Below are 20,018 nucleotides of genomic sequence, written 5' to 3' on the forward strand. Positions count from 1 at the left end.
CATCGCTCCCGCAATACCTCGAGAATCCGTCCGAGAACACCTTCTTCGTTTTCGAAAATCTCGTTGTTCCAGAAACGCAGCACCCGCCATCCCGCCTATTCGAGAAAAGCATCACGCTCGCGGTCGTGAAGACTGCCGCAGTGCTGGCCGCCATCGGCCTCCACCACCAGACGGGCCGCCACGCAGGCGAAATCCAGGATATACGGCGCAACCGGGTGCTGGCGGCGGAAGCGGAACCCTCCCAGGGCGTCGCGCCGCAGCAGGCGCCACAGACGCTTCTCGGCCTCGGTAGGTTCGGAGCGCAAGACGCGGGCCCGCTTGCGCAGGCCGGGTGACAATCTCGCCATGGAATTGCCCCCTCCCCAACCCTCCCCCGGCAAGCCGGGGGAGGGAGTTGCCCTGTCCTCCCCATCCCTACATGGGCTTGAGACCCAGCTTGCCGAACAGGCTCTTGTCCTGACCCGGCGCGGCGTTCTTGGCGGTCAGCAGCTTCTGGCCGCAGAACACCGAATTGGCCCCGGCCAGGAAGCACAGGGACTGCATCTCCTCGCTCATGCCTTCCCGGCCGGCCGACAGGCGGACGAAGGATTTCGGCATGGTGATGCGCGCCACGGCGATGGTGCGGATGAAGTCGAAGGAATCGGGACGGGCGGCATCGGCCAGGGGGGTGCCCTGGATGGGGATCAGCAGGTTGATCGGCACGCTGTCGGGATGCCTGGGCATGTTGGCCAGGGTCTGGATCATGCGGGCGCGGTCGGTGCGCGTCTCGCCCAGGCCGACGATGCCGCCCGAGCAGACGTGCAGCCCGGCGTCCCTAACCACGTCCAAGGTATCCAGACGGTCCTGGAAGGTCCGGGTGGTGATCACCTCGGAATAGTGCTCGGGGCTGGTGTCGATGTTGTGGTTGTAGTAGTCGAGGCCGGCCTCCTTCAGGCGCTGGGCCTGCCACTTGTCCAGCAGGCCGAAGGTGGCGCAGGTTTCCATGCCCAGCGCCTTGACGCCCTCGATCATGGCCACCGCCACCTCGAAATCATCGCCCTTGGGGCCGCGCCAGGCGGCACCCATGCAGAAGCGCGAGGCGCCCTCCTCCTTGGCCTGGCGGGCGGATTCGACCACCTCCTCCACGGCCAGCAGCTTTTCCTTTTCCAGGCCGGTGGCGTAATGGGCGCTCTGCGGACAGTAGGAGCAATCCTCGGGGCAGGCGCCGGTCTTGATGGAGATCAGGCGCGACACCTGGACGCGGTTGGCGTCGAAATGGGCGCGATGGACCTTCTGCGCCTCGAACATCAGGTCGTTGAAGGGAAGCGCGAACAGCACCTCGATCTCCTCGGTGCTCCAGTCGTGCCGGAGCCCGTCGTCCTTCGCCGTCATTTCCACTGCTGCCTGAGCCGTCACCGCCGTGTCCTCTTATGATGCGTCGCGGGGGCCGCAATGTAGTCCCCCGCATGCGCCCTTTGCAACAGGAGCGAAAACCCTCTATCAAGTCGCGGTGATGATGGGCTTGGACGACAGCATCGGAACCTTCCTCGACGGCCTGGACCAGGCCGGGCGGCGGCGGGTCCTGCGCCCGGTGGACCCTTTGCCGGCCGGACGCGTCCGGGTGGGCGGGCGCGAACTCATCAACTTCTCGTCCAACGACTATCTGGGCCTGTCCCGCCACCCCGAGGTGGTCGAGCGCTCGCGGCGCTGGCTGAACGAATACGGCGCCGGCTCGGGCGCCTCGCGCCTGGTCACCGGCCACCTCGCCGCCGTCGAGGCGCTGGAGGCCAAGATCGCGCGGGCCAAGCAGACCGAGGCCGCCCTGATCCTGGCCAGCGGCTGGCAGTGCAACGCCTCGGTCCTGCCCGCCCTGCTGGACAAGGCCCTGTGGGGCGCCGAGCCGGTGGTGTTCGCCGACAAGCTGGTCCATGCCAGCCTGCATGCCGGACTGGAACTGTCGGGGGTGCGGCGCCACCGCTACCGCCACGACGACCTCGGCCACCTGGAAAGCCTGCTCAAGGCCCATGCCGGCAAGCCGGGACCACGCTTCATCGTCACCGAGACGGTGTTCTCCATGGACGGCGACGTCAGCGACATGAAGGCCCTCGCCGCCCTGGCCCAGCGCTGGAACGCCTTTCTCTACGTGGACGAGGCCCACGCCACCGGCGTGCTGGGGCCCCAGGGCTTCGGCCTGTCGCCCGGCATGGGGGCCGACATCGCCATGGGCACCTTCTCCAAGGGTATGGGCAGCTTCGGCGCCTATGTGGCCTGCTCGGCCCGGCTGCGCCACTACCTGATCAACCGCGCCTCGGGCCTGATCTACGCCACCGGCCTGCCACCTGCCGTGCTGGGCGCCATCGACGCCGCCATGGACCTGGTGCCGCGCATGGAAGGCGAGCGTACCCGGCTGCAGCTGATGGCGCGCCACCTGCGCGACGGAATGCGGGCGGCGGGGCTGGATACCGGCCCCTCGGCCTGCCAGATCGTACCGCTGATCCTCGGCGACGAGCGGCGCACCCTGGACCTCGCCAAGGCGCTGGAGGACCGGGGCCTGCTGGGCATCGCCATCCGTCCGCCCACCGTGCCGCCCGGCACCAGCCGTATCCGCTTCGCCCTGTCGGCGGTCCATACCGATGCCGACATCGAGCGGCTGCTGGCCGCCATCCTGGACAGCGTGGAGGCCGCCAAGTGACGGCGCCGCTGCTGGCCGTGCACGGCTGGGGCTTCAACGCCGGGTTCTGGATGCCAGTGCTGGACCGCCTGCCCGATTTTCGCGGCGATTGCATCGACATGGGCTTTTACGGCACGCCGAAGCGGCCCAAGGTGCCGCGCCCGCTGGTCCTCGCCCATTCCATGGGGCTGGCCTGGGCGCTGGCCAACATTCCCCGGCCCTGGGCGGGAGTGCTGGCGGTCAACGCCTTTCCCCGCTTCACCCGCTCGCCCACCTTCGTGGACGGCGTGCCGCCCCGTCTGGTGGAACGCATGCTGGCCCGCTGCGACGAGGCTCCCCAGCAAGTCGCCGCCGATTTCCTGGCGCGCTGCGGCGTCGAATCCCCCGATACCTCGGGCATCGATGCCGCGCCCCTGAAGGATGAACTGGCCTGGCTGGCCAAGTGCGACGAACGCACCGCGCTGAGGATGCTGCCCTGCCCGGTTCTCGCCCTGGCGGGGACCAACGACCCCATCGTGCCCCAGGCCATGAGCCTGGCCAGTTTCGCCCCCGAGACCCTGACCCTGGTGGAAGGCGCCGGGCATCTGCTGCCGCTCACCCATCCCGACTGGCTGGCGACCCAGGTGCGCCTGTTCGCGGCGAGGCTGGAGGCATGAGCCGCAAGAAGACCATCGCCGGCGCCTTCTCGGCCGCCGCCGCCACCTATGAAAGCGCCGCCCGCGCCCAGGTCTGGGCCGCCGATTGCCTGGTGGAGCGGCTGGGAACCGTCGCCGTTCCGCCGCGGGTGCTGGAACTGGGCTGCGGCACCGGGCTGCTGACCCGCCGGCTGGCCGCCGCCCTGCCCGCCGGGTCCGCCATCCTCGCCACCGACCTCAGCCCGGCGATGGTCGCGGCGGCCGGCGCCGCCCTGCCCGCCATCTCCTGCGCGGTGATGGACGCCGAAGCGCCGGACGTGGCGGGGCCGTTCGACCTGATCGCCTCGTCGCTGGCGGCGCAATGGTTCACCGACCTGCCCGGCACCCTGGCCCGGCTGGCGGGATTGCTGGCTCCCGGCGGGCGGCTGCTGCTCACCACCCTGGGCGCCGCCACCTTCGCCCAGTGGAAGGACGCCCATCGGGCGCTGGGCCTGGAATCCGGCGTGCCCGATTATCCCGAGGCGGAAGCGCTGGCCGCCCTGCTGCCCGGCGCCGAGGTAGACGCCCGCCCCCTGACCCTGCATTACAGGGACGCCCGCACCTTCCTGCTGTCCCTGCAGGCCCTGGGCGCCCAGACCCCCAAACCCGGCCATACCCCGTTGTCACCGGGCGAGGTCCGGCGCATCATCAAGGACATGGGGAGCCCCTGCGCCATCACCTGGGACATTCTGCTGCTGGATTACCGTCGCGAGGATGGGGCATGAGAGGCGTCTTCGTCACCGGCACCGATACCGACGTGGGCAAGACCCTGGTGTCGGCCTGGCTGGCCCAGCATTGGCGAGCCGATTACTGGAAGCCAATCCAGACCGGTTCGGAGCAGGGCACCGATTTCGACTCCGTGGCCCGCCTCGCCCCCGCCGCCCGCATCCTTCCCTCGGCGGTGGTGCTGCCCGCCCCGCTGTCGCCCCACGAGGCGGCGCAGCGCGAAAAGACGCGCATCGATCTCTCCGCCCTCCTCCCGCCGCCGGCCAGCGGACGCCCCCTGGTGGTCGAAGGGGCCGGCGGCGTGATGGTGCCCATCAACGAGACGGCGCTGATGATCGACCTGATGGAGCGCCTCGCCTTGCCGGTTCTGGTGGTGGCGCGGTCCGGCCTGGGCACCATCAACCATACCCTGATGACGCTCGAGATGCTGCGCCGCCGCGAGATTTCCATCCTGGGCGTGGTGATGAACGGCCAGGAGAACCCCGCCAACCGCCAGGCCATCGAGCATTTCGGCAGCGTGCGGGTCCTGGCCGCGATCCAGCCCCTGCCCGCCGTCACCGCCGCCGCCATCGCCGGCCTGCCCCCGCCCACTTTCAGCTGTCCGGGTGAACCATGACCCTGTCCTATGACGATCTTCGGGCTCTCGACGCCCGCCATGTCTGGCATCCCTTCACCCAGGCGGGCACCGCCCGGCCGGCCATCCTGGCGCTGGGCGCCCGGGGCGCCACCATCTTCGCCGCCGACGGGCGCGAGTACCTGGACATGGTGTCGTCGTGGTGGGTCAACCTGCACGGCCACGCCCACCCGGCCATCGTCCAGGCGGTGGCCGACCAGACCGGACGGCTGGAACAGGTGATCTTCGCCGACTTCACCCACGAGCCCGCCGCCCGCCTGGCCCACCGGGTGTGCAAGCGCCTGCCCGGCGATCTCAACCGGGTGTTCTATTCCGACGACGGCTCCACCGCCGTGGAGGTAGCGCTGAAGCTGGCGCACCAGTACTGGCGCAACCAGGGCCAGCACCGCTCCACCTACATCGCCTTCGAGGGCGGCTATCACGGCGACACGGCGGGCGCCATGTCGGCGGGGCATTCCTCGGGCTATTTCAGCGCCTGGAAGGACATGCTGTTCCCGGTGCAGACGGTACCCTTCCCCGAGACCTGGGACGGCGATACCGGGGTGGAGGACAAGGAGCAGGCGGCGCTGGACGCCATCGACATGGTGTTCGCCACCAATCCCGACCGCGTCTCGGCGGTGATCATCGAACCGCTGATCCAGGGCGCCAGCGGCATGCGCATGTGCCGCCCCGAATTCCTGAGGATGCTGGAGGCCAAGGTGCGCGACGCCGGCTCGCTCCTGATCCTCGACGAGGTGATGACCGGCTTCGGGCGCACCGGCGACATCTTCGCCTGCGCCAAGGCGGGGATCACCCCGGACCTGATCTGCCTGTCCAAGGGGTTGACCGGCGGCTTCCTGCCGCTGTCCATGACCGTGGCCCGCGACGGCATCTTCGAGGCCTTCCTGGGCCAGGACCTGTCGCGCGCCTTCCTGCACGGCCATTCCTACACCGCCAATCCCATCGGCTGCGCCGCCGGCCTGGCTTCGCTGGACCTGCTGGAAGGCCCGGCCTGCCAGGAGCGCATCAAGGCCATCGAGGCCATCCACCGCAGCCGCCTCGACGGACTCAAATCCCTGCCCAACGTCGCCCATGCCCGCCTGACCGGCACCGTCGCGGCGCTGGACGTCATCGGAGGCGGCAAGGGCTACGAGGCCGGCATCGGCCCCAAGATGAAGGCCGCCTTCCTGGAGCGCGGCCTGCTGCTGCGCCCCTTGGGCAACGTGCTCTACCTGCTGCCGCCCTACTGCATCACCGACGCCGAGCTGGGACGGGCCTGGGATGCGGTGGACGAGGTGCTGCGCCAATTGGTCAAATAGCCCTCTTCGCGTATGATGGCGGTCCCATGCCGAAGCGCCTTATCCGCCAACTCCCCCTGCTGCTGATCCTGCTCGGTCTCGCCATCGGCGGCGGCTGGTGGTGGTGGCGCATGGCCGCCCCCGAGGTCGACCTGATTCCGCCCCGGCGCGGCCCGGCGGTGGAGGCCATCTACGCCACCGGCACGGTGGAGGCCGAGAAGTGGGCCCGCATCGCCCCGGTGGTGCCGGGGCGTATCGCCGAGATCCTGGCCTTCGAAGGCGACATGGTAAAGGAGGGCCAGCCCCTGGCCCGCCTGGACGACCGCGAGGCGCGGGCCAAAATCAGCGAACTGGAGGCCAAGGCCGCCTATTGGCGGGAAGAGATGAACCGCTCGGCCACGCTGACCGAACGCGGCTACCGCTCCACCGAGGCCACCCAGAAGGCCCGCAGCGAATACAATCAGGTCACCGCCGCCATCGATGCCGCCCGGCAGAAACGCAGCGACCTGCTGGTCGCCTCGCCCATGGACGGCATGGTTCTCAAGCGCGACGGCGAAATCGGCGAACTGGCCGAAGTCAAGGATACCCTGTTCTGGGTCGGCGCGCCGCGTCCCTTGCGTATCACCGCCGAGGTGGACGAGGAGGACATCGCCCGGGTGAAAACCGGCCAGAAGGTGCTGATCAAGGCCGACGCCTTCGCCCAGAAGGTGCTGGAGGCCAAAGTGGACCGCATCACGCCCAAGGGCGATCCGGTCAACAAGACCTTCCGCGTCCGGGTGGTGCTGCCCGACGACACGCCGCTGCTGGTGGGGATGACCACCGAGATCAACATCATCACCGCCGAGCATGCCGATGCCCTGCTGGTCCCCGTCACCGCGCTCAGGGATAACACGGTGCTGGCGGTGAAGGACGGGCGCGCCGTCCCCCTGGCGCTCGAGACCGGCATCCGTGGCCGCACCCAGGTGGAGATCACCGGCGGGCTGGAACCGGGACAGCCCATCATCGCCTCGCCCCCCGCCGGGCTGAAGGCCGGCGACCGCGTCCGGGCGAAATAGGGAGGGTCCGCCGGTGCTGCCGCTCGGCCTGTCCATCGCGCTCCAGCACCTGCGCCACCGGCGGCGCCAGACCCTGGTCTCGCTGCTGGGCGTCGCGCTGGGCGTCGCCTTCTTCATCGGCATCTCGGCCATGATGCAGGGCTTCCAGCGTGACTTCATCGCGCGCATCATCGACGTGCAGCCCCACGTCATCGTCAAGGACGAGGTGCGCGCCGCCCCCAGGCAGGCGGTGGAGCGGGCCTATCCCTTTGGTGCCGTGAGCTTGCGCGGCCTCAAGCCCCGCGAGGAGGTGCGCGGCATCAGGGGCGCCCGCAACATGCTGGCCACCCTGGAGGAAATGCCGGGAATCCACGTGGCCCCGGCGCTCTCGGGCAACCTGCTGCTGCGCTTCGGCGGCAAGGACGTGTCGGTCAACGTCACCGGCATCCAGCCCGAGCGCGAGCGCCACGTCACCCATCTGGAAAAGGACCTGCTGTCGGGTTCGCTGGACGCGCTCTACACCACGTCCAACGCCATCATCATCGGCGAGGGCATCGCCGGCAAGGCGGGCATCCGCAAGGACGACCTGATCTCCGCCGTCTCGCCGGTGGGCGTGGTGCTGAAGATGAAGGTGGTGGGAATCTTCCGCAGCAACATCACCCTGATGGACAATTTCGAGACCTATACCCTGCTGAAGAAGGCGCAGGTGCTGCAGAACCGCCCCAACGTCATCAACCGCCTCAACGTGCGGCTCGACGACGTGGAGCAGGCCGGCCCCCTGGCCGCCGCCATCGAACGCCAGTTCGGCTACCGTTCCGAGCCCTGGATGGAGCAGTCGCGCAACGTGCTCGGCATCTTCGTCATCCAGAACGCCATCATGTATTCCACGGTCAGCGCCATCCTGATCGTCGCCTGCTTCGGCATCTTCAACGTGATCTCCACCGTGGTGTTCGAGAAGACCAGGGATATCGGCATCCTGAAATCCATGGGCTTCCGGGACAAGGACATCCGCCGCATCTTCGTCATGGAAGGGCTCATCGTCGGCATGATCGGCACGGTGATTGGCTGGCTGATGGGCTGGGGGCTGATCGAGTTCATGGCCTCGCTGGACTTCCAGATGGAAGGCTTCGTCAAGGCCCAGGGCTTCGTGCTCTACCGCACGCCCAAGCACTACGCCATCAGCGCCGCCATGGCCATCGCCTCGGCCACCCTGGCCGCCTGGGTGCCGGCGCGCCGCGCCTCGCGCCTCAATCCGGTGGACATCGTCAGGGGGGCGGGATGACGGAGACGGCCATCCAGGCCCGCAACGTCACCCGCGAACTGCCCGGCCCGGTGCCGGTCACCCTGGTGCGCGACATCGACCTGACCGTCAACCGGGGCGAGTTCGTGGCGGTGACCGGGCCGTCGGGCTCGGGCAAGTCGTCGCTGCTCTATCTGCTGGGGTTGCTCGACGTGCCGACCTGCGGCTCGGTATGGCTGCAGGGCCGGGATACCGCCGGCCTGTCGCCCGACGCCATGGCGGAACTGCGACTGGCCTCCATCGGCTTCGTCTTCCAGTTCCACTTCCTGCTGCCGGAATTCACCTGCCAGGCCAATGTGGAGATTCCCATCCGCCGCCTGGGAGCCTTGAGCGATTCACAGGCACGCAAGCGGGCCGCCGAACTGCTGGACTCGCTGGAACTGGCCGACCACCGGCGCAAGTACCCCGACCAGCTGTCGGGCGGCCAGCGGCAGCGGGTGGCCATCGCCCGGGCATTGGCCAACGACCCGCCGCTGGTCCTGGCCGACGAACCCACCGGCAATCTGGACACCCGCACCGCCCATCTGGTGTTCGAGCTGTTCCGCGACCTCGCCCACCGCCAGAACCGTACCGTGGTGGTCGTCACCCACGACGCGGAGCTGGCGCGGACCGCCGACCGCCGCATCCATCTGGTGGACGGGCGGATCGTCGATTAAAGCGTGATGCCTTAAATGTGCATCACGCTTTAGCTTTATTTGTTTTGCCCTCGCCGGGCGGGCGCCTCCGCGCCCTTGGCCGCTCGCTCAATGCTCGCATGAGCACCGCGCCTCAAATATGAGGCTCAGCGCTCTAGCTAGGTCTGTCCGGGGTGAGCGGGCCTTCTGCCCGCTATCGGCCGAGAAAGGGGTCAGACCCCCATCTTGGCGGCGAGGATGGCCGCCTGGGTGCGGTTCTCGCAGCCCAAGGCCCGCAGGATGGCGGTGACGTGCAGCTTCACCGTGATCTCGGCCAGATTGAGATCGCGGGCGATTTCCTTGTTGGACTTGCCCTGGCGCAGCATGGCCAGCACATCGCGCTGACGCGGCGTCAACAAGGAGTGCAACTGCTCGCCATTGATATCGCCGGCCGCCGGAGCGGGGGAATCGGGAACCACGATATGGGGGCTGACGAAGGTGTCGCCCTCCAGCACCGAGCGGATGCCGGCCATCATGGAGGCGCTGCCCGCCGACTTGCAGATATAGCCGTGGGCGCCGCTATCCAGCGCCTTTCTGACCGTCTGCGGCTCCTCCGAGGCGGAGACCACCACCAGGTAGACGTCGGGAGCCGAGCGCCGTACGGCACCGATGGCGGAAAAGCCATCCATTCCCGGCATGGCGAGGTCCAGCAGCGCCACGTCGAAATCGCCGCCGCCACGCACCAGGCTGAGCACCTGGGTGAAGTCGCTGGCCTCGATGATGTCGAGAGGCTCGTTGGACAGACTTTCCAGAACCATGCGCACGCCTTCGCGGAACAACGCATGATCGTCGGCAAGAAGAACCTTCATTGCGCAAAATCCCCAAAAAATTCAGCCGCCCGGCTCAGCCGAACCCCTCGGCCGAACCACGCGGGAGTTGCGCCGCACAGTTGGCGCGAACCACATTTTCCCTCCGGTCACCGTGCCGCCCCCAAGGCGAACCCGGCCCACCGGCAAACCCCAAAACCCGTAATACTTTAATCATGCTTTGATCCAGGGAGCAACGGCGGATATGCAAGAGCATGACAGATATTCGCCAATATAAAATACCACTCCTGGGCATAAATCATATTTATCAGCATAAGTTGAATCTGTCGGAATGCATAGGCGCCCGCCATCGGGCGGACACCCTATTGCAATAGGATGTTGCCATATCTTTTCCGGTAGTTTCTTCAGATAAGCTTATTATGCTAACGGTTAGGTCTTTGACCTTGGCCGATGATCTCGGATCAAATCCGGCAATACTGGCAAATATAGGCGGCAATGCCTGCGATATCGTCGCGATGAAATTGCGGCAACGCGACGGTGGCCACCGGCTGGTCGGAGGCCAGGGCGACGATGCTGGATTCGGCGGGGGCCAGCATGGACTTGCCCAGCGACGGGTTCCACACTTCCAGCTTGGGGTGGGACGCCCATTTGTAGCCCTCGATGAGCAGCAGGTCGATGCCGGCGAAGCGTCCCATCAGCCAGTCGAGGGGCGGTTCGGCGTCATCCAGGTGTATCTCGTGGACCAGGGCGAAGCGGCGAGGCGAGGCCACCACGCATTCCATCGCCCCGGCCCGGGCCAGCGCCCGGCATTCCTCGTCACCGACGGCGGGGTCGTGATGGGTGTGCTTGACCGTGGCGACCCTGATGCCGGCCTGGACCAGCGCCGGGATCAGCCGGGTCAGCAGGGTGGTCTTGCCGCTACCGCTCCAGCCGGCGATTCCGAAGACTTTCATGGCGGCCAGCCTATCAAACCGGCCGCCATGGGCAAGTGTCTATCGTCTGACCGTGGCCAGGAAGGCATCCACCTCGTGGTTCAGGGCGGTGGCCGGGCGGGACAGGTCCTTGGCCGCCCAGATCACCCGGACGGCCGCCCCGCAATAGCGCACCGCCGCCTGGGTCACCGAGACGACGCCGTCGCCCACCACGGCGGCATCGCCGTCCATCTCCTCGACGCAGCGTTCGATCCGGCCGGTCAGCTGGCGCTGGCGGGCCGCCGCGTCCGCCATCTCGGCGGCGATGCGGTCCAGGCTCAGGATGGCCTCGCCGATATCGTCGATGGCCGAGGCGGTGTCGGCGGTGGCGCCCTGGATCTCGGCCACCTGGGAGGCGATCTCGCGGGTCGAGCGGGCCGTCTGGTGGGCGAGATGCTTGACCTCGCCCGCCACCACGGCGAAGCCCTTGCCCGCCTCGCCGGCCCGCTGGGCCTCGATGGTGGCGTTGAGCGCCAGCATGTTGGTGCGCTGGGCGATCTCCTCGATCATGGTCACCACCCGACCGATCTGCCCGGCCACCTGGGACAGGCTCCCGATCCGCCCGGTGGTGGAGGCCAGGCGGGCGACCGCATCCTGGGCGAGGGCCGCCGCCCCCTCGGCGCCGGCGGAAATCTCGCGCACCGAACCGCCCAGTTCGCCGGTGGCCTCGGCCACCGCGCGGACCGTGGCGCGGCACTGGCGGGCCGCCTCGGCCACCGCCAGGGCGCTGTTGCGGCCACTGCCGGAGCCCGAGGTCATGCGCTCGGCGGTGTCGCGGATACCCACCGCGTTGGAGGCAACCAGACCGGCGGTGCTCTTCACCGCCTGCTCGAAGCCCTCGGCCAGGGCCAGCAGATGGGCGCGGTTGGCGGCATCGGCCTGGGCGCGGATGGAGTGCTGCTCCGCCTGCAGCCGGACCATGGCGATGGCGTTTTCCTTGAACACCCCCACGGCGCGCGCCATGTCGCCGATCTCGTCCCGGCGCCCGGTGCCCGGTACCGCCACCGCGTGATCGCCGTGGGACAGGCGCTCCATGGCCGTCTGGATCAGCCGCACCGGCCGGGTGATGGAATGGGCGATGACCAGACAGGCGGCCAGGAACGACAGCCCGGCCAGCAGGCCCACCAGGGCCACCTGCCGTCCGGTGGCGCGGCGCTCGGCCTCCTGGGCGGCGATGGCCTCGGCCATGCCCTCGCGGGCGAAGGCCAGCACCCGCTGCATCACCGGCTGCAGGGCCTGGAACCCGGCGCGCACTTCGGCCAGTTCCCGCCGGACCGCCTGGGTCCCGGTGGCGAAGGCCTCCAGTTCGTCGCCATAGTCGGCGGTCAGACGGCGCAGGTCGTCGCGGGTGGAATTGGGCAGCGCCGAGGAATCCAAGGCGATGTCCAGCTGCCCGGCGGCGGCCCGGTGGCGGCCCAGGGCGCCGTCCTGGCCGTCCAGCATGAAGTCGCGCTCGGCAAGCCGCATCCTGGTCATGGCCAGCGACAGCGGCGCCGAGGCCGGCCACATGGCCAGCTCCCGCTCCACCGCACGTGTCGATTCGTCGAGGCGGGCCCGCAGCCCGGACTGGGGCGACAGGCCGAGATGGGTCATCTCGCCTTCCAGCCGGGCGAAGGACAGGGCGATGGCCTCGACCCCCACCTGGGCCTCGCCCACCGCCTGGGCCATGGGACCGCCCGCCGACAATTCGGCCACCGCGTCCAGCCGCTCGCGGATCTGCCCCAGGTCGCGGTTGAGCGCCTCGGCCACCCCGGCCTCGTGCTCGCGGCTGAATATTTCCATCAGGTTCTGGGCCGCCGCCGAACGGGCCCGCACGTCGCCGGCCAGATCGTTGAGGCGGCGGTAGGAATCCTGAGCCTGCAACATGGCCTCGATGCGCTGGCCGGCGGCCAGATACACGCTGCCGAACACCACCGAGGCGACCAGGGCCAGGATCACCAGCAGGACGAAACGGCCCCGGATGGGCAGATCGGCCAGGAAGGGCAGTTCCCCGCTGGCCCAGCCTTCCCTCAACCCGCCCCGGACCTGGAAACCAATCCCCGGGGTATCGACGGTCGCGGCATCCTGATTCACGGTCATGTCCTTCGGTCTGTGATCCCCCTTCCCCCGGGCGGGATCATAAGGACCAAGCGGGACTCTTCCGTGTCAGCACGATGACGGTTTGATGACTCAGGCCCGTGCCGCCCGCCCCTCGGCCATCCCCCGCCCCCCCTTCGTCATGGACAGGAACCGCTGGCATTGCTGTTCACGGTCATAGCCCAGCAGGGTACCCAGGATGAAATCCTCCTCGGGCGTCAGGCGGCACAGCGGCTTGGTGACCATGTGGCGCACCAGTTCGACGCAGGCCCCCCGGCCGAAGAAGACGTTGACCTTCCGCGGACTGACCGGCTGGGCGTGGTGTTCGATGGTTTCCGTCCGCAGCCGCGTGACGACCGCGGCCGCCTCCTGGGCGGTCATGGTCATCATGAACAGCTGGCGGACGCCCTTGCGGTACTCGTAAAGCCTGTGGACGAGGTCGCCCATGACCTGAGATTTCATCGCAATTGCCCCAGCCAGTCGTCGATACGGGCGCTGGTCAGATGGGACTGGGTGTCCTCGTCCAGGGCAAGGCCGACGAAACGGCCGCCTCTCAGGGCGGTGGAACCGGTGAAGTCATAGCCCACCGTGTCGGTGAAGCCGACCACCTCGGCGCCTTGGGACACCACCTTGTCGTACAGGATGCCCATGGCGTCGACGAAGCTGTCGGGATAGGTCATCTGGTCACCGGTGCCGAACAGGGCCACCTTGCGGGCCGAAAGGTCCGCTCCCTCCAACTGGCTGAGATGGAGGTCCCAGTCAGTCTGCAATTCCCCCATGCCATAGGTCGGGCTGCCGAGGATCAGCAGGTCGCAGCCCTCGTAATCGGCGGTCCGCGCCTCCTGGACGTCGAGGAGGCGCGCCCCCGTCTTCTTGGCGATCGTGGCGGCCACCGCCTTGGTGACTCCCGAATCGGAACCAAATATCACGGTCACATTCATATCCCGGCTCCCGGCCTGTCATAATCGGGAGAGGATAGCGCAATTGATAATCAGTCGCAATGCCATCAGATCAACGGCCGCTCCTCGCGAGCGGCGCTGACCGTCCGTCCGCGTCAGACCCGGACGAGATGCACGTCGGTGATGGGCTTCTTGCCGTGGCTGTCCCTGAGCGAGCGGCGCACCGCCAGCCGGGCGGCTTCACGCACCACGCCGTCGTCGCGGCGCGCCTTGAGCGGCAATTCCTCGATGGCGTCGCGAACCGCCTCGACCACCGTGTCGTGCTCCTCGGCCTCGTGGCCGGAATCGAGCAGGCCGAGCGCCGTCAACTGCGGATCGCCCAGCAGCTTGCCGGCCTTGTCGAGCACCACGGTGACCACGGCCGAGCCGTTGAACACCATGCGGCGGCGGTTGCGCAGGATTTCGGAATCGAGGCGAACGATGCGCGGCCCGTCGACGCACAGCTTGCCGGTCGGTACATGGTCGACTACCTCCACCGGGCCGGGAGCGAGGCGCAGCATGGCGCCGTTGGCGGTCTCCACCGCCTCCTCCACCCCGCAGGCCCGCGCCAGCCTGGCGTGCTCCTGCAGGTGGCGGGCCTCGCCGTGCACCGGCACGGCGATGCGGGGCCGCAGCAGGCGGTACAGTTCCTCCATCTCCTCGCGGGCCGGATGGCCGGAGACGTGGACGAACTCGTCCTTCTCGGTCACCACCTCGACGCCCAGGCGGACCAGATCGTTCTGGAGCTTGAAGATTTCCTTCTCGTTGCCGGGAATGATGCGCGACGAGAAGATGCAGACATCGCCCTTGCCCAAGTTGACGTGGGGATGGTCGCCCGAGGCGATGCGGGCCAGGGCGGCACGCGGCTCGCCCTGGCTGCCGGTGCAGATGTAGACCACCTTGTCCTTGGGCAGGTAGGCGGCGTCGTGCTCGGTGAGGAAGGGCGGCAGGTCGGCGAGATAGCCGTTCTCGCGCGCCGCCTTGTCGATGCGCCACAGGCTCCGGCCGACCAGGGCGACGTTGCGGTCGTTGGCCATGGCCGCCACGGTGATGCTTTCCAGCCGCGCCACGTTGGTGGCGAAGCACGACACGGCGATGCGGCCCGGAAAGCGGCCCAGCAGCTCGATCAGGCTGCCGCGCACCTGGGATTCCGAGCCGGAATGGCCCTTGGTGAAGACGTTGGTGGAATCGCCGATCAGGGCCAGGACGCCTTCCTTGCCCACCCGGCGCAGCGCCTCGGCATCCACCGGCAGGCCGAGCAGCGGGTCGGGATCGAACTTCCAGTCGCCGGTATGGACGATGGTCCCCAAGGGCGTGCGGATGGCCAGCAGGTTCGGCTCGGGGATGGAATGAGTCATGGAGATCATTTCGATCTCGAACGGGCCCACCGGGAAGCGCGAGCCCAACTCAACTACGTTGAGAGGCACCTGGGCATGCAGGCCGGTCTCGTGCAGCTTGGCCTTGAGGATCGAGGCCGAGAACGGCGTCGCCCACACCGGGCAGCGCAACCGGTCCCACAGATACTGGATGGCGCCCAGATGGTCCTCGTGCCCGTGGGTCACCACGATGCCCGCCAGTTTGTCGCGGCGCTCCTCGATCCAGGCGGGATCGGCCATCACCACGTCGACCATGGGCATGGTCTCGTCGCCGAAGGATACCCCGCAATCGACCATCAGCCACTGGCCGCCGTAGCCGTACAGCGCCAGGTTCATGCCGATCTCGCCGACGCCCCCCAGCGGCAGGAAGATGAGTTCGCCCTGGCTCATCCCCGCACCGGGGCGGTATTGCGGCGGTTGATCTCCAAAAGGCCGCGCAGCGTCAAATCGGCGTCCAGCGCGTTGATCACCTTGGTGGCCTCGGCGAACAGCGGCGCCAGGCCGCCGGTGGCCACCACCAGCATGTCCGAGCCGAACTCTTCCTTGATACGCTTCACCAATCCCTCGATCAGGCCGACATAGCCCCAGAAGATCCCCGATTGCATGGCCGGCACGGTGGCCCGGCCGATCACTTGGCGCGGTCGGCCGATGGCGACGCGCGGCAGCTTGGCGGCGGCCATGTGCAGCGCCTCCAGCGACAGGTTGATACCCGGCGAAATGGCCCCACCGCAGTAATTGCCCTCCGCGTCCACCACGTCGAAGGTGGTGGCGGTGCCGAAATCGATGACGATCAGCGGCCCCTTGTAGTATTTGTGCGCCGCCACGGCGTTGACCAGGCGGTCGGCGCCCACTTCCTCGGGGCGGTCCAGCAGGATCGAGAGGCCGAGATCGACGCCCTCGTCGCCCACCACCAGCGGCTCGCACTTGAAGTAGCGGCGGCACAGGGTCTTCAGCCCGAACACCATGGCCGGCACCACGCTGGCGATGATCGCCGACGAGATGTCCAGGCGGTTCAGCCCCTCGATGGTCAGCAATTGGGTGAGCCACACGCCCAGCTCGTCGGCGGTGCGCTCGGAATCCGTCGAGGCGCGCCACTCGCCGCGCAGGGTGTCGCCGTCATAGACGGCGAAGACGATATTGGTGTTGCCCGAGTCGATGGCCAACAGCATGGCTAAGCTCCGTCACAATCCCGGAAAGAACACATCGCCGGCCAGTATCCGGCGGATACCGGCGGCGCCCTGGTCGAGCAGCAGGCCGCCCTCCTCGTCGAGGCCGGCGAACACCCCCGACAGCGTCTCGGCCTCGAGGCGGACCAGCGCCGCCTCGCCCAGGCCCCGCGCCCGGCCCAGCCAGGCGGCGCGGATGGGCGCGAAACCCTCGTCCCGCCAGCGCGCCAGCCAGGGGCCGAAAGACCGGCAGAGCGCATTCAGCACCCCGGCAGTATCGCCGCCATAGCCCAGTTCCACCAGCGCGATAGCCGCATACAAGGCTTCCGCCGGAGCCGGGCGGCATTCCACGTCGACGCCGATGCCCAGCACCAGCCAGCCGTCCCCGGCGCTCTCCAGCAGCATGCCCGCCACCTTGCGCCCGTCGGCCAGCACATCGTTGGGCCACTTGCAGCGCACATCGTGACCCGGGGCCAGTTCGTCAAGGGCCTCGGCCAGGGCCAGGGCCGCCACGAAGCCGATCTGCGCCGCCTGGGCCAGCGGGCGCTCGATACGAAGGACGAAGGAGGCGTGCAGATTGCCCTCGGGGCTTTCCCACACCCGGCCGCGGCGGCCGCGGCCCGCCGTCTGGCGGCGCGCCGTCACCACCAAAAGATCGGCGGCGGAGCCGTCCTCGACCCGCCGCCGCGCCTCGTCGTTGGTGCTGCCGACGCTGTTCAGCCCCAGATGGCTGAACGGCGCCGGCAGTTCGAAGGAGGTCATCCCGCCGCCGGGAACAGCACCTGGGCCGCCGCCTTGGCGCTGGTGACCAGCGGCGCCGGGATCAGGGTGAAGGCCAGGATGACGATGGTGGACACCGCCATCACCAGGGACATGGAGGCGCCCACCGGCTTATCGAAGGCCTCGACCGGCTCGTCGAAGTACATGACCTTGATGATGCGCAGGTAGTAGTAGGCGCTCACCACCGAGGACAGCAGGCCGATAATGGCCAGGGTGAACTGGCCCGCCTCGACGGCGGCCATGAACACGTAGAACTTGCCCCAGAACCCGGCCAGCGGCGGCACGCCCGCCATGGAGAACATCAGCACCGCCATGACGAAGGCCATCATGGGATGGGTCTTGGACAGGCCGGCCAGATCGTCGATGCCCTCCACCAGGCGGCCCTTCTGCCGCATGGACAGGACCACCGCGAAGACGCCGACATTCATGAACAGGTAGATGGCCAGATAGATCAGCACGCCCTGGATGCCCAGCGTCGAGCCGGCGGCGATGCCGACCAGCACGAAGCCCACATGGCCGATGGAGGAATAGGCCATCAGGCGCTTGATGTTGGTCTGGACCACGGCGGCGAAGGCGCCGACGAACATGGAGCCGATGGCGATGAAGGTCACCACTTGGCGCCACTGCTCCACCAGATCGGCGAAGGGGCCGGTCATGACGCGGGTCAGCAGGCAGAGCGCGGCGATCTTGGGAGCCACGGCGAAGAACGAGGTCACCGGGGTGGGGGCGCCCTCGTAGACGTCGGGGGCCCACATGTGGAACGGCACCGCCGAAACCTTGAACGACAGACCGGCCAGCACGAAGACCAGACCGGCGATGACGCCCATGTTGGGCTTCACCGGGTGCTCGTGGCCGCCGGCGAACAGGTTGGCCAGGCCCTCGAACGAGGTGGTGCCGGCGAAGCCGTACAGCAGCGAGATGCCGTAGAGCAGCAGGCCCGAGGCCAGGGAACCCAGCACGAAGTACTTGAGGCCGGCTTCGGTGGCCTTGGCGTTGTCGCGGTTATAGGCGGCCAGCACGTAGAGCGACAGGCTCTGCAGCTCGAGGCCCAGGTACAGCGCGATGAAGTCGTTGGCCGAGATCATCATCATCATGCCCAGCGTGGCGAACAGCACCAGCACCGGATATTCGAAGCGGCCGATCTTCTCGCGCTCCAGATAGGGCAGCGACATGGCCAGGGCGATGGCCGAGGCCACCAGCACCAGCCCCTTGGCGAAGCCGGCGAAGCGGTCGGCGACGAACAGGCCGTTGAAGGCCGTCAGCCGCTCGGCCCCCAGGGACGACACCAGGACCATGGCGGCGCCAAAGGCCAGGATCACCAGGACGGACACCGACTTGGTGCTGTCCTCCTTGCGGAACACGCCGAGCATCAGCAGGGCCAGACCGGCCAGTGCGATGAAGATTTCCGGCAGCACCGGGACGAGGTCGGAAGTCTGGATCACGTCAGGGTCCCCCTCAACGGGCCGCCAGCGTCAGGCCGTCATGGGCGGCCCGGGCAAGCTCGTAATTTTGGATCAGCTTGGATACCGACGCATGCATCGGCTCGAGGAAGGTGCCGGGAGCGACACCCATCCAGATGGTCATGACCACCAGCGGCGCGAACACCGCGATCTCGCGCGGGCTCATGTCGAGGATGCCCTTCAAGTCCTCACGGGTCAGGCGGCCGAACACCACCCGGCGGTAGAGGTACAGCATGTAGGCGGCGCCCAGGACCAGGCCGGTGGCGGCGAAGAACGCCACCCAGGTGTTGACCTGGAACACGCCCATCAGCACCAGGAACTCGCCGACGAAGCCGGCGGTGCCCGGCAGGCCGACCGAGGCCATGGTGAACAGCATGAATACCGCGGCATACTTGGGCATGCGGGTGGCGAGGCCGCCGTAGCGGGAGATCTCGCGGGTGTGCATGCGGTCGTAGATCACGCCGACGCACAGGAACAGGGCGCCCGACACGATGCCGTGGGACAGCATCTGGAACAGCGCGCCCTCGACCCCCTGGGTGGTCATGGCGAAGATGCCGATGGTGACGTAGCCCATATGCGCCACCGAGGAATAGGCGATCAGCTTCTTCATGTCCTCCTGCACCAGGGCCACCAGCGAGGTGTAGATCACCGCGACGATGGACAGGGTGTAGATCAGCGGCGTGAAGTACACCGAGGCGTCCGGCAGCATGGGGATGGAGAAGCGGATGAAGCCGTAGGCGCCCATCTTCAGCAGCACGCCGGCCAGGATCACCGAACCGCCGGTGGGCGCCTCGACGTGGGCGTCGGGCAGCCAGGTGTGCACCGGCCACATGGGGACCTTCACCGCGAACGAGGCGAAGAAGGCCAGCCACAGCCACAACTGCATCTTGAAGGGGAACGAATGGGCCATCAGCGACGGGATGTCGGTGGTGTGGGCATCGAAATACATGGCCAGCATGGCGACCAGCATCAGCACCGAGCCCAGCAGGGTGTACAGGAAGAACTTGAATGCCGCGTACACCCGGCGCGCCCCGCCCCACACGCCGATGATGATGAACATCGGGATCAGGACGGCCTCGAAGAAGATGTAGAACAGCACCAGATCCAGCGCGCAGAACATGCCGATCATCATGGTCTCGAGGATCATGAAGGCCACCATGTACTCCTTGACCCGCTTCTCCACGCTGCCGAAGGCGGCCAGGATGCAGATGGGGCACAGGAAGGTGGACAGCAGCACGAACCACACCGAGATGCCGTCGACGCCCATGGAATAGGCGATGGTGGTCCCGGGGAACCACAGCGCGGTTTCCTTGAGCTGGAAGTCCGGCGAGGCGCCGTTGAACTTCGCCAGGATGAACAGCGACACCACGAAGGTGGCGATGGAGGTGAGCAGCGCCACGTTACGGGCGTTGCGCGCCACCACCTCGGTTTCGCCGCGGATGGTGAGGATGAACAGCGCTCCCAGCAAAGGCAGGAACGTGGTCAGCGAGAGAAGGGGCCAGTCGTTCATGGGGC

At 67.9% G+C, this 20,018-nt stretch carries 19 protein-coding genes and 1 pseudogene; 8 read left to right on the forward strand and 12 right to left on the reverse strand.

Translation table 11 applies throughout. The features are described from left to right. Positions 1–347 (reverse strand): annotated as a pseudogene (locus tag H261_RS23860) (endonuclease domain-containing protein); the annotation flags it as partial. A gap of 67 nt (positions 348–414) precedes the next feature. Further along, positions 415–1,371 (reverse strand): biotin synthase BioB, encoded by a 957-nt coding sequence (bioB, locus tag H261_RS11005; RefSeq protein ID WP_008617434.1) that lies wholly within the window; start codon positions 1,369–1,371, stop codon positions 415–417. Between the two features lie 121 nt (positions 1,372–1,492). Here bioB and H261_RS11010 point away from each other — a divergent pair, with 121 nt between their 5' ends. The 8 genes from H261_RS11010 to H261_RS11045 are packed head-to-tail and all read left to right on the forward strand — an operon-like array spanning position 1,493 to position 8,951. After that, the gene (locus tag H261_RS11010) at positions 1,493–2,671 is read left to right on the forward strand and encodes an aminotransferase class I/II-fold pyridoxal phosphate-dependent enzyme (RefSeq protein WP_008617435.1); all 1,179 of its coding nucleotides are present in this window, start codon (positions 1,493–1,495) and stop codon (positions 2,669–2,671) included. Further along, positions 2,668–3,306: an alpha/beta fold hydrolase gene (locus H261_RS11015; RefSeq protein ID WP_008617436.1), complete on the forward strand. Its 639-nt coding sequence runs from the start codon at positions 2,668–2,670 to the stop codon at positions 3,304–3,306. Before H261_RS11010 ends, H261_RS11015 begins: the two co-directional genes overlap by 4 nt. Further along, a complete protein-coding gene (locus tag H261_RS11020; protein WP_008617437.1) occupies positions 3,303–4,049 on the forward strand; it encodes a methyltransferase domain-containing protein in 747 nt (248 codons plus the stop codon). The genes H261_RS11015 and H261_RS11020 overlap by 4 nt, the downstream gene beginning before the upstream one ends. Continuing rightward, positions 4,046–4,666: a dethiobiotin synthase gene (gene bioD / locus H261_RS11025; protein ID WP_008617438.1), complete on the forward strand. Its 621-nt coding sequence runs from the start codon at positions 4,046–4,048 to the stop codon at positions 4,664–4,666. Before H261_RS11020 ends, bioD begins: the two co-directional genes overlap by 4 nt. Next, on the forward strand, positions 4,663–5,982 hold the full coding sequence (gene bioA, locus H261_RS11030; protein ID WP_008617447.1) for an adenosylmethionine--8-amino-7-oxononanoate transaminase: 1,320 nt from the start codon (positions 4,663–4,665) through the stop codon (positions 5,980–5,982). Before bioD ends, bioA begins: the two co-directional genes overlap by 4 nt. Positions 5,983–6,008: 26 nt before the next feature. Then, positions 6,009–7,016 (forward strand): efflux RND transporter periplasmic adaptor subunit, encoded by a 1,008-nt coding sequence (locus H261_RS11035; RefSeq protein ID WP_008617449.1) that lies wholly within the window; start codon positions 6,009–6,011, stop codon positions 7,014–7,016. Positions 7,017–7,029: 13 nt separating this feature from the next. Next, complete coding sequence (locus tag H261_RS11040) at positions 7,030–8,277, forward strand: ABC transporter permease (RefSeq protein ID WP_008617451.1); 1,248 nt, start codon at positions 7,030–7,032, stop codon at positions 8,275–8,277. Next, positions 8,274–8,951 (forward strand): ABC transporter ATP-binding protein, encoded by a 678-nt coding sequence (locus tag H261_RS11045; RefSeq protein WP_008617453.1) that lies wholly within the window; start codon positions 8,274–8,276, stop codon positions 8,949–8,951. Before H261_RS11040 ends, H261_RS11045 begins: the two co-directional genes overlap by 4 nt. A 191-nt stretch (positions 8,952–9,142) precedes the next feature. Here the strand turns inward: H261_RS11045 and H261_RS11050 are convergent, their stop codons facing one another. The 10 genes from H261_RS11050 to H261_RS11095 all read right to left on the reverse strand — a co-directional run bounded on the left by H261_RS11050 (position 9,143) and on the right by H261_RS11095 (position 20,013). Further along, positions 9,143–9,778 carry a response regulator gene (locus H261_RS11050; protein WP_008617456.1) on the reverse strand — a complete coding sequence of 212 codons (636 nt, stop codon included), beginning with the start codon at positions 9,776–9,778 and terminating at the stop codon, positions 9,143–9,145. 419 nt (positions 9,779–10,197) lie between these two features. Beyond that, entirely contained in the window at positions 10,198–10,689 is a 492-nt protein-coding gene (gene mobB / locus H261_RS11055) for a molybdopterin-guanine dinucleotide biosynthesis protein B (RefSeq protein WP_008617457.1), read from the reverse strand. A gap of 39 nt (positions 10,690–10,728) precedes the next feature. After that, entirely contained in the window at positions 10,729–12,786 is a 2,058-nt protein-coding gene (locus H261_RS11060) for a methyl-accepting chemotaxis protein (RefSeq protein ID WP_008617458.1), read from the reverse strand. Positions 12,787–12,876: 90 nt separating this feature from the next. Then, positions 12,877–13,245 (reverse strand): DUF2023 family protein, encoded by a 369-nt coding sequence (locus H261_RS11065; protein ID WP_052004229.1) that lies wholly within the window; start codon positions 13,243–13,245, stop codon positions 12,877–12,879. After that, positions 13,242–13,724, reverse strand: a complete 483-nt coding sequence (gene fldA / locus H261_RS11070) for a flavodoxin FldA (RefSeq protein ID WP_008617460.1) — start codon at positions 13,722–13,724, stop codon at positions 13,242–13,244. The genes H261_RS11065 and fldA overlap by 4 nt, the downstream gene beginning before the upstream one ends. A gap of 113 nt (positions 13,725–13,837) precedes the next feature. Beyond that, entirely contained in the window at positions 13,838–15,487 is a 1,650-nt protein-coding gene (locus tag H261_RS11075; protein WP_008617461.1) for a ribonuclease J, read from the reverse strand. Beyond that, positions 15,484–16,266: a type III pantothenate kinase gene (locus tag H261_RS11080; RefSeq protein ID WP_008617462.1), complete on the reverse strand. Its 783-nt coding sequence runs from the start codon at positions 16,264–16,266 to the stop codon at positions 15,484–15,486. The genes H261_RS11075 and H261_RS11080 overlap by 4 nt, the downstream gene beginning before the upstream one ends. Positions 16,267–16,278: 12 nt before the next feature. Continuing rightward, positions 16,279–17,025, reverse strand: a complete 747-nt coding sequence (locus tag H261_RS11085) for a biotin--[acetyl-CoA-carboxylase] ligase (protein WP_008617463.1) — start codon at positions 17,023–17,025, stop codon at positions 16,279–16,281. Continuing rightward, the gene (gene nuoN / locus H261_RS11090) at positions 17,022–18,485 is read right to left on the reverse strand and encodes an NADH-quinone oxidoreductase subunit NuoN (RefSeq protein WP_008617464.1); all 1,464 of its coding nucleotides are present in this window, start codon (positions 18,483–18,485) and stop codon (positions 17,022–17,024) included. The genes H261_RS11085 and nuoN overlap by 4 nt, the downstream gene beginning before the upstream one ends. A 13-nt stretch (positions 18,486–18,498) precedes the next feature. Beyond that, entirely contained in the window at positions 18,499–20,013 is a 1,515-nt protein-coding gene (locus H261_RS11095) for an NADH-quinone oxidoreductase subunit M (protein WP_008617474.1), read from the reverse strand. Positions 20,014–20,018: the final 5 nt, after the last annotated feature.

Origin of the sequence: Paramagnetospirillum caucaseum (assembly GCF_000342045.1) — a bacterium.
Lineage (GTDB): Bacteria > Pseudomonadota > Alphaproteobacteria > Rhodospirillales > Magnetospirillaceae > Phaeospirillum > Phaeospirillum caucaseum.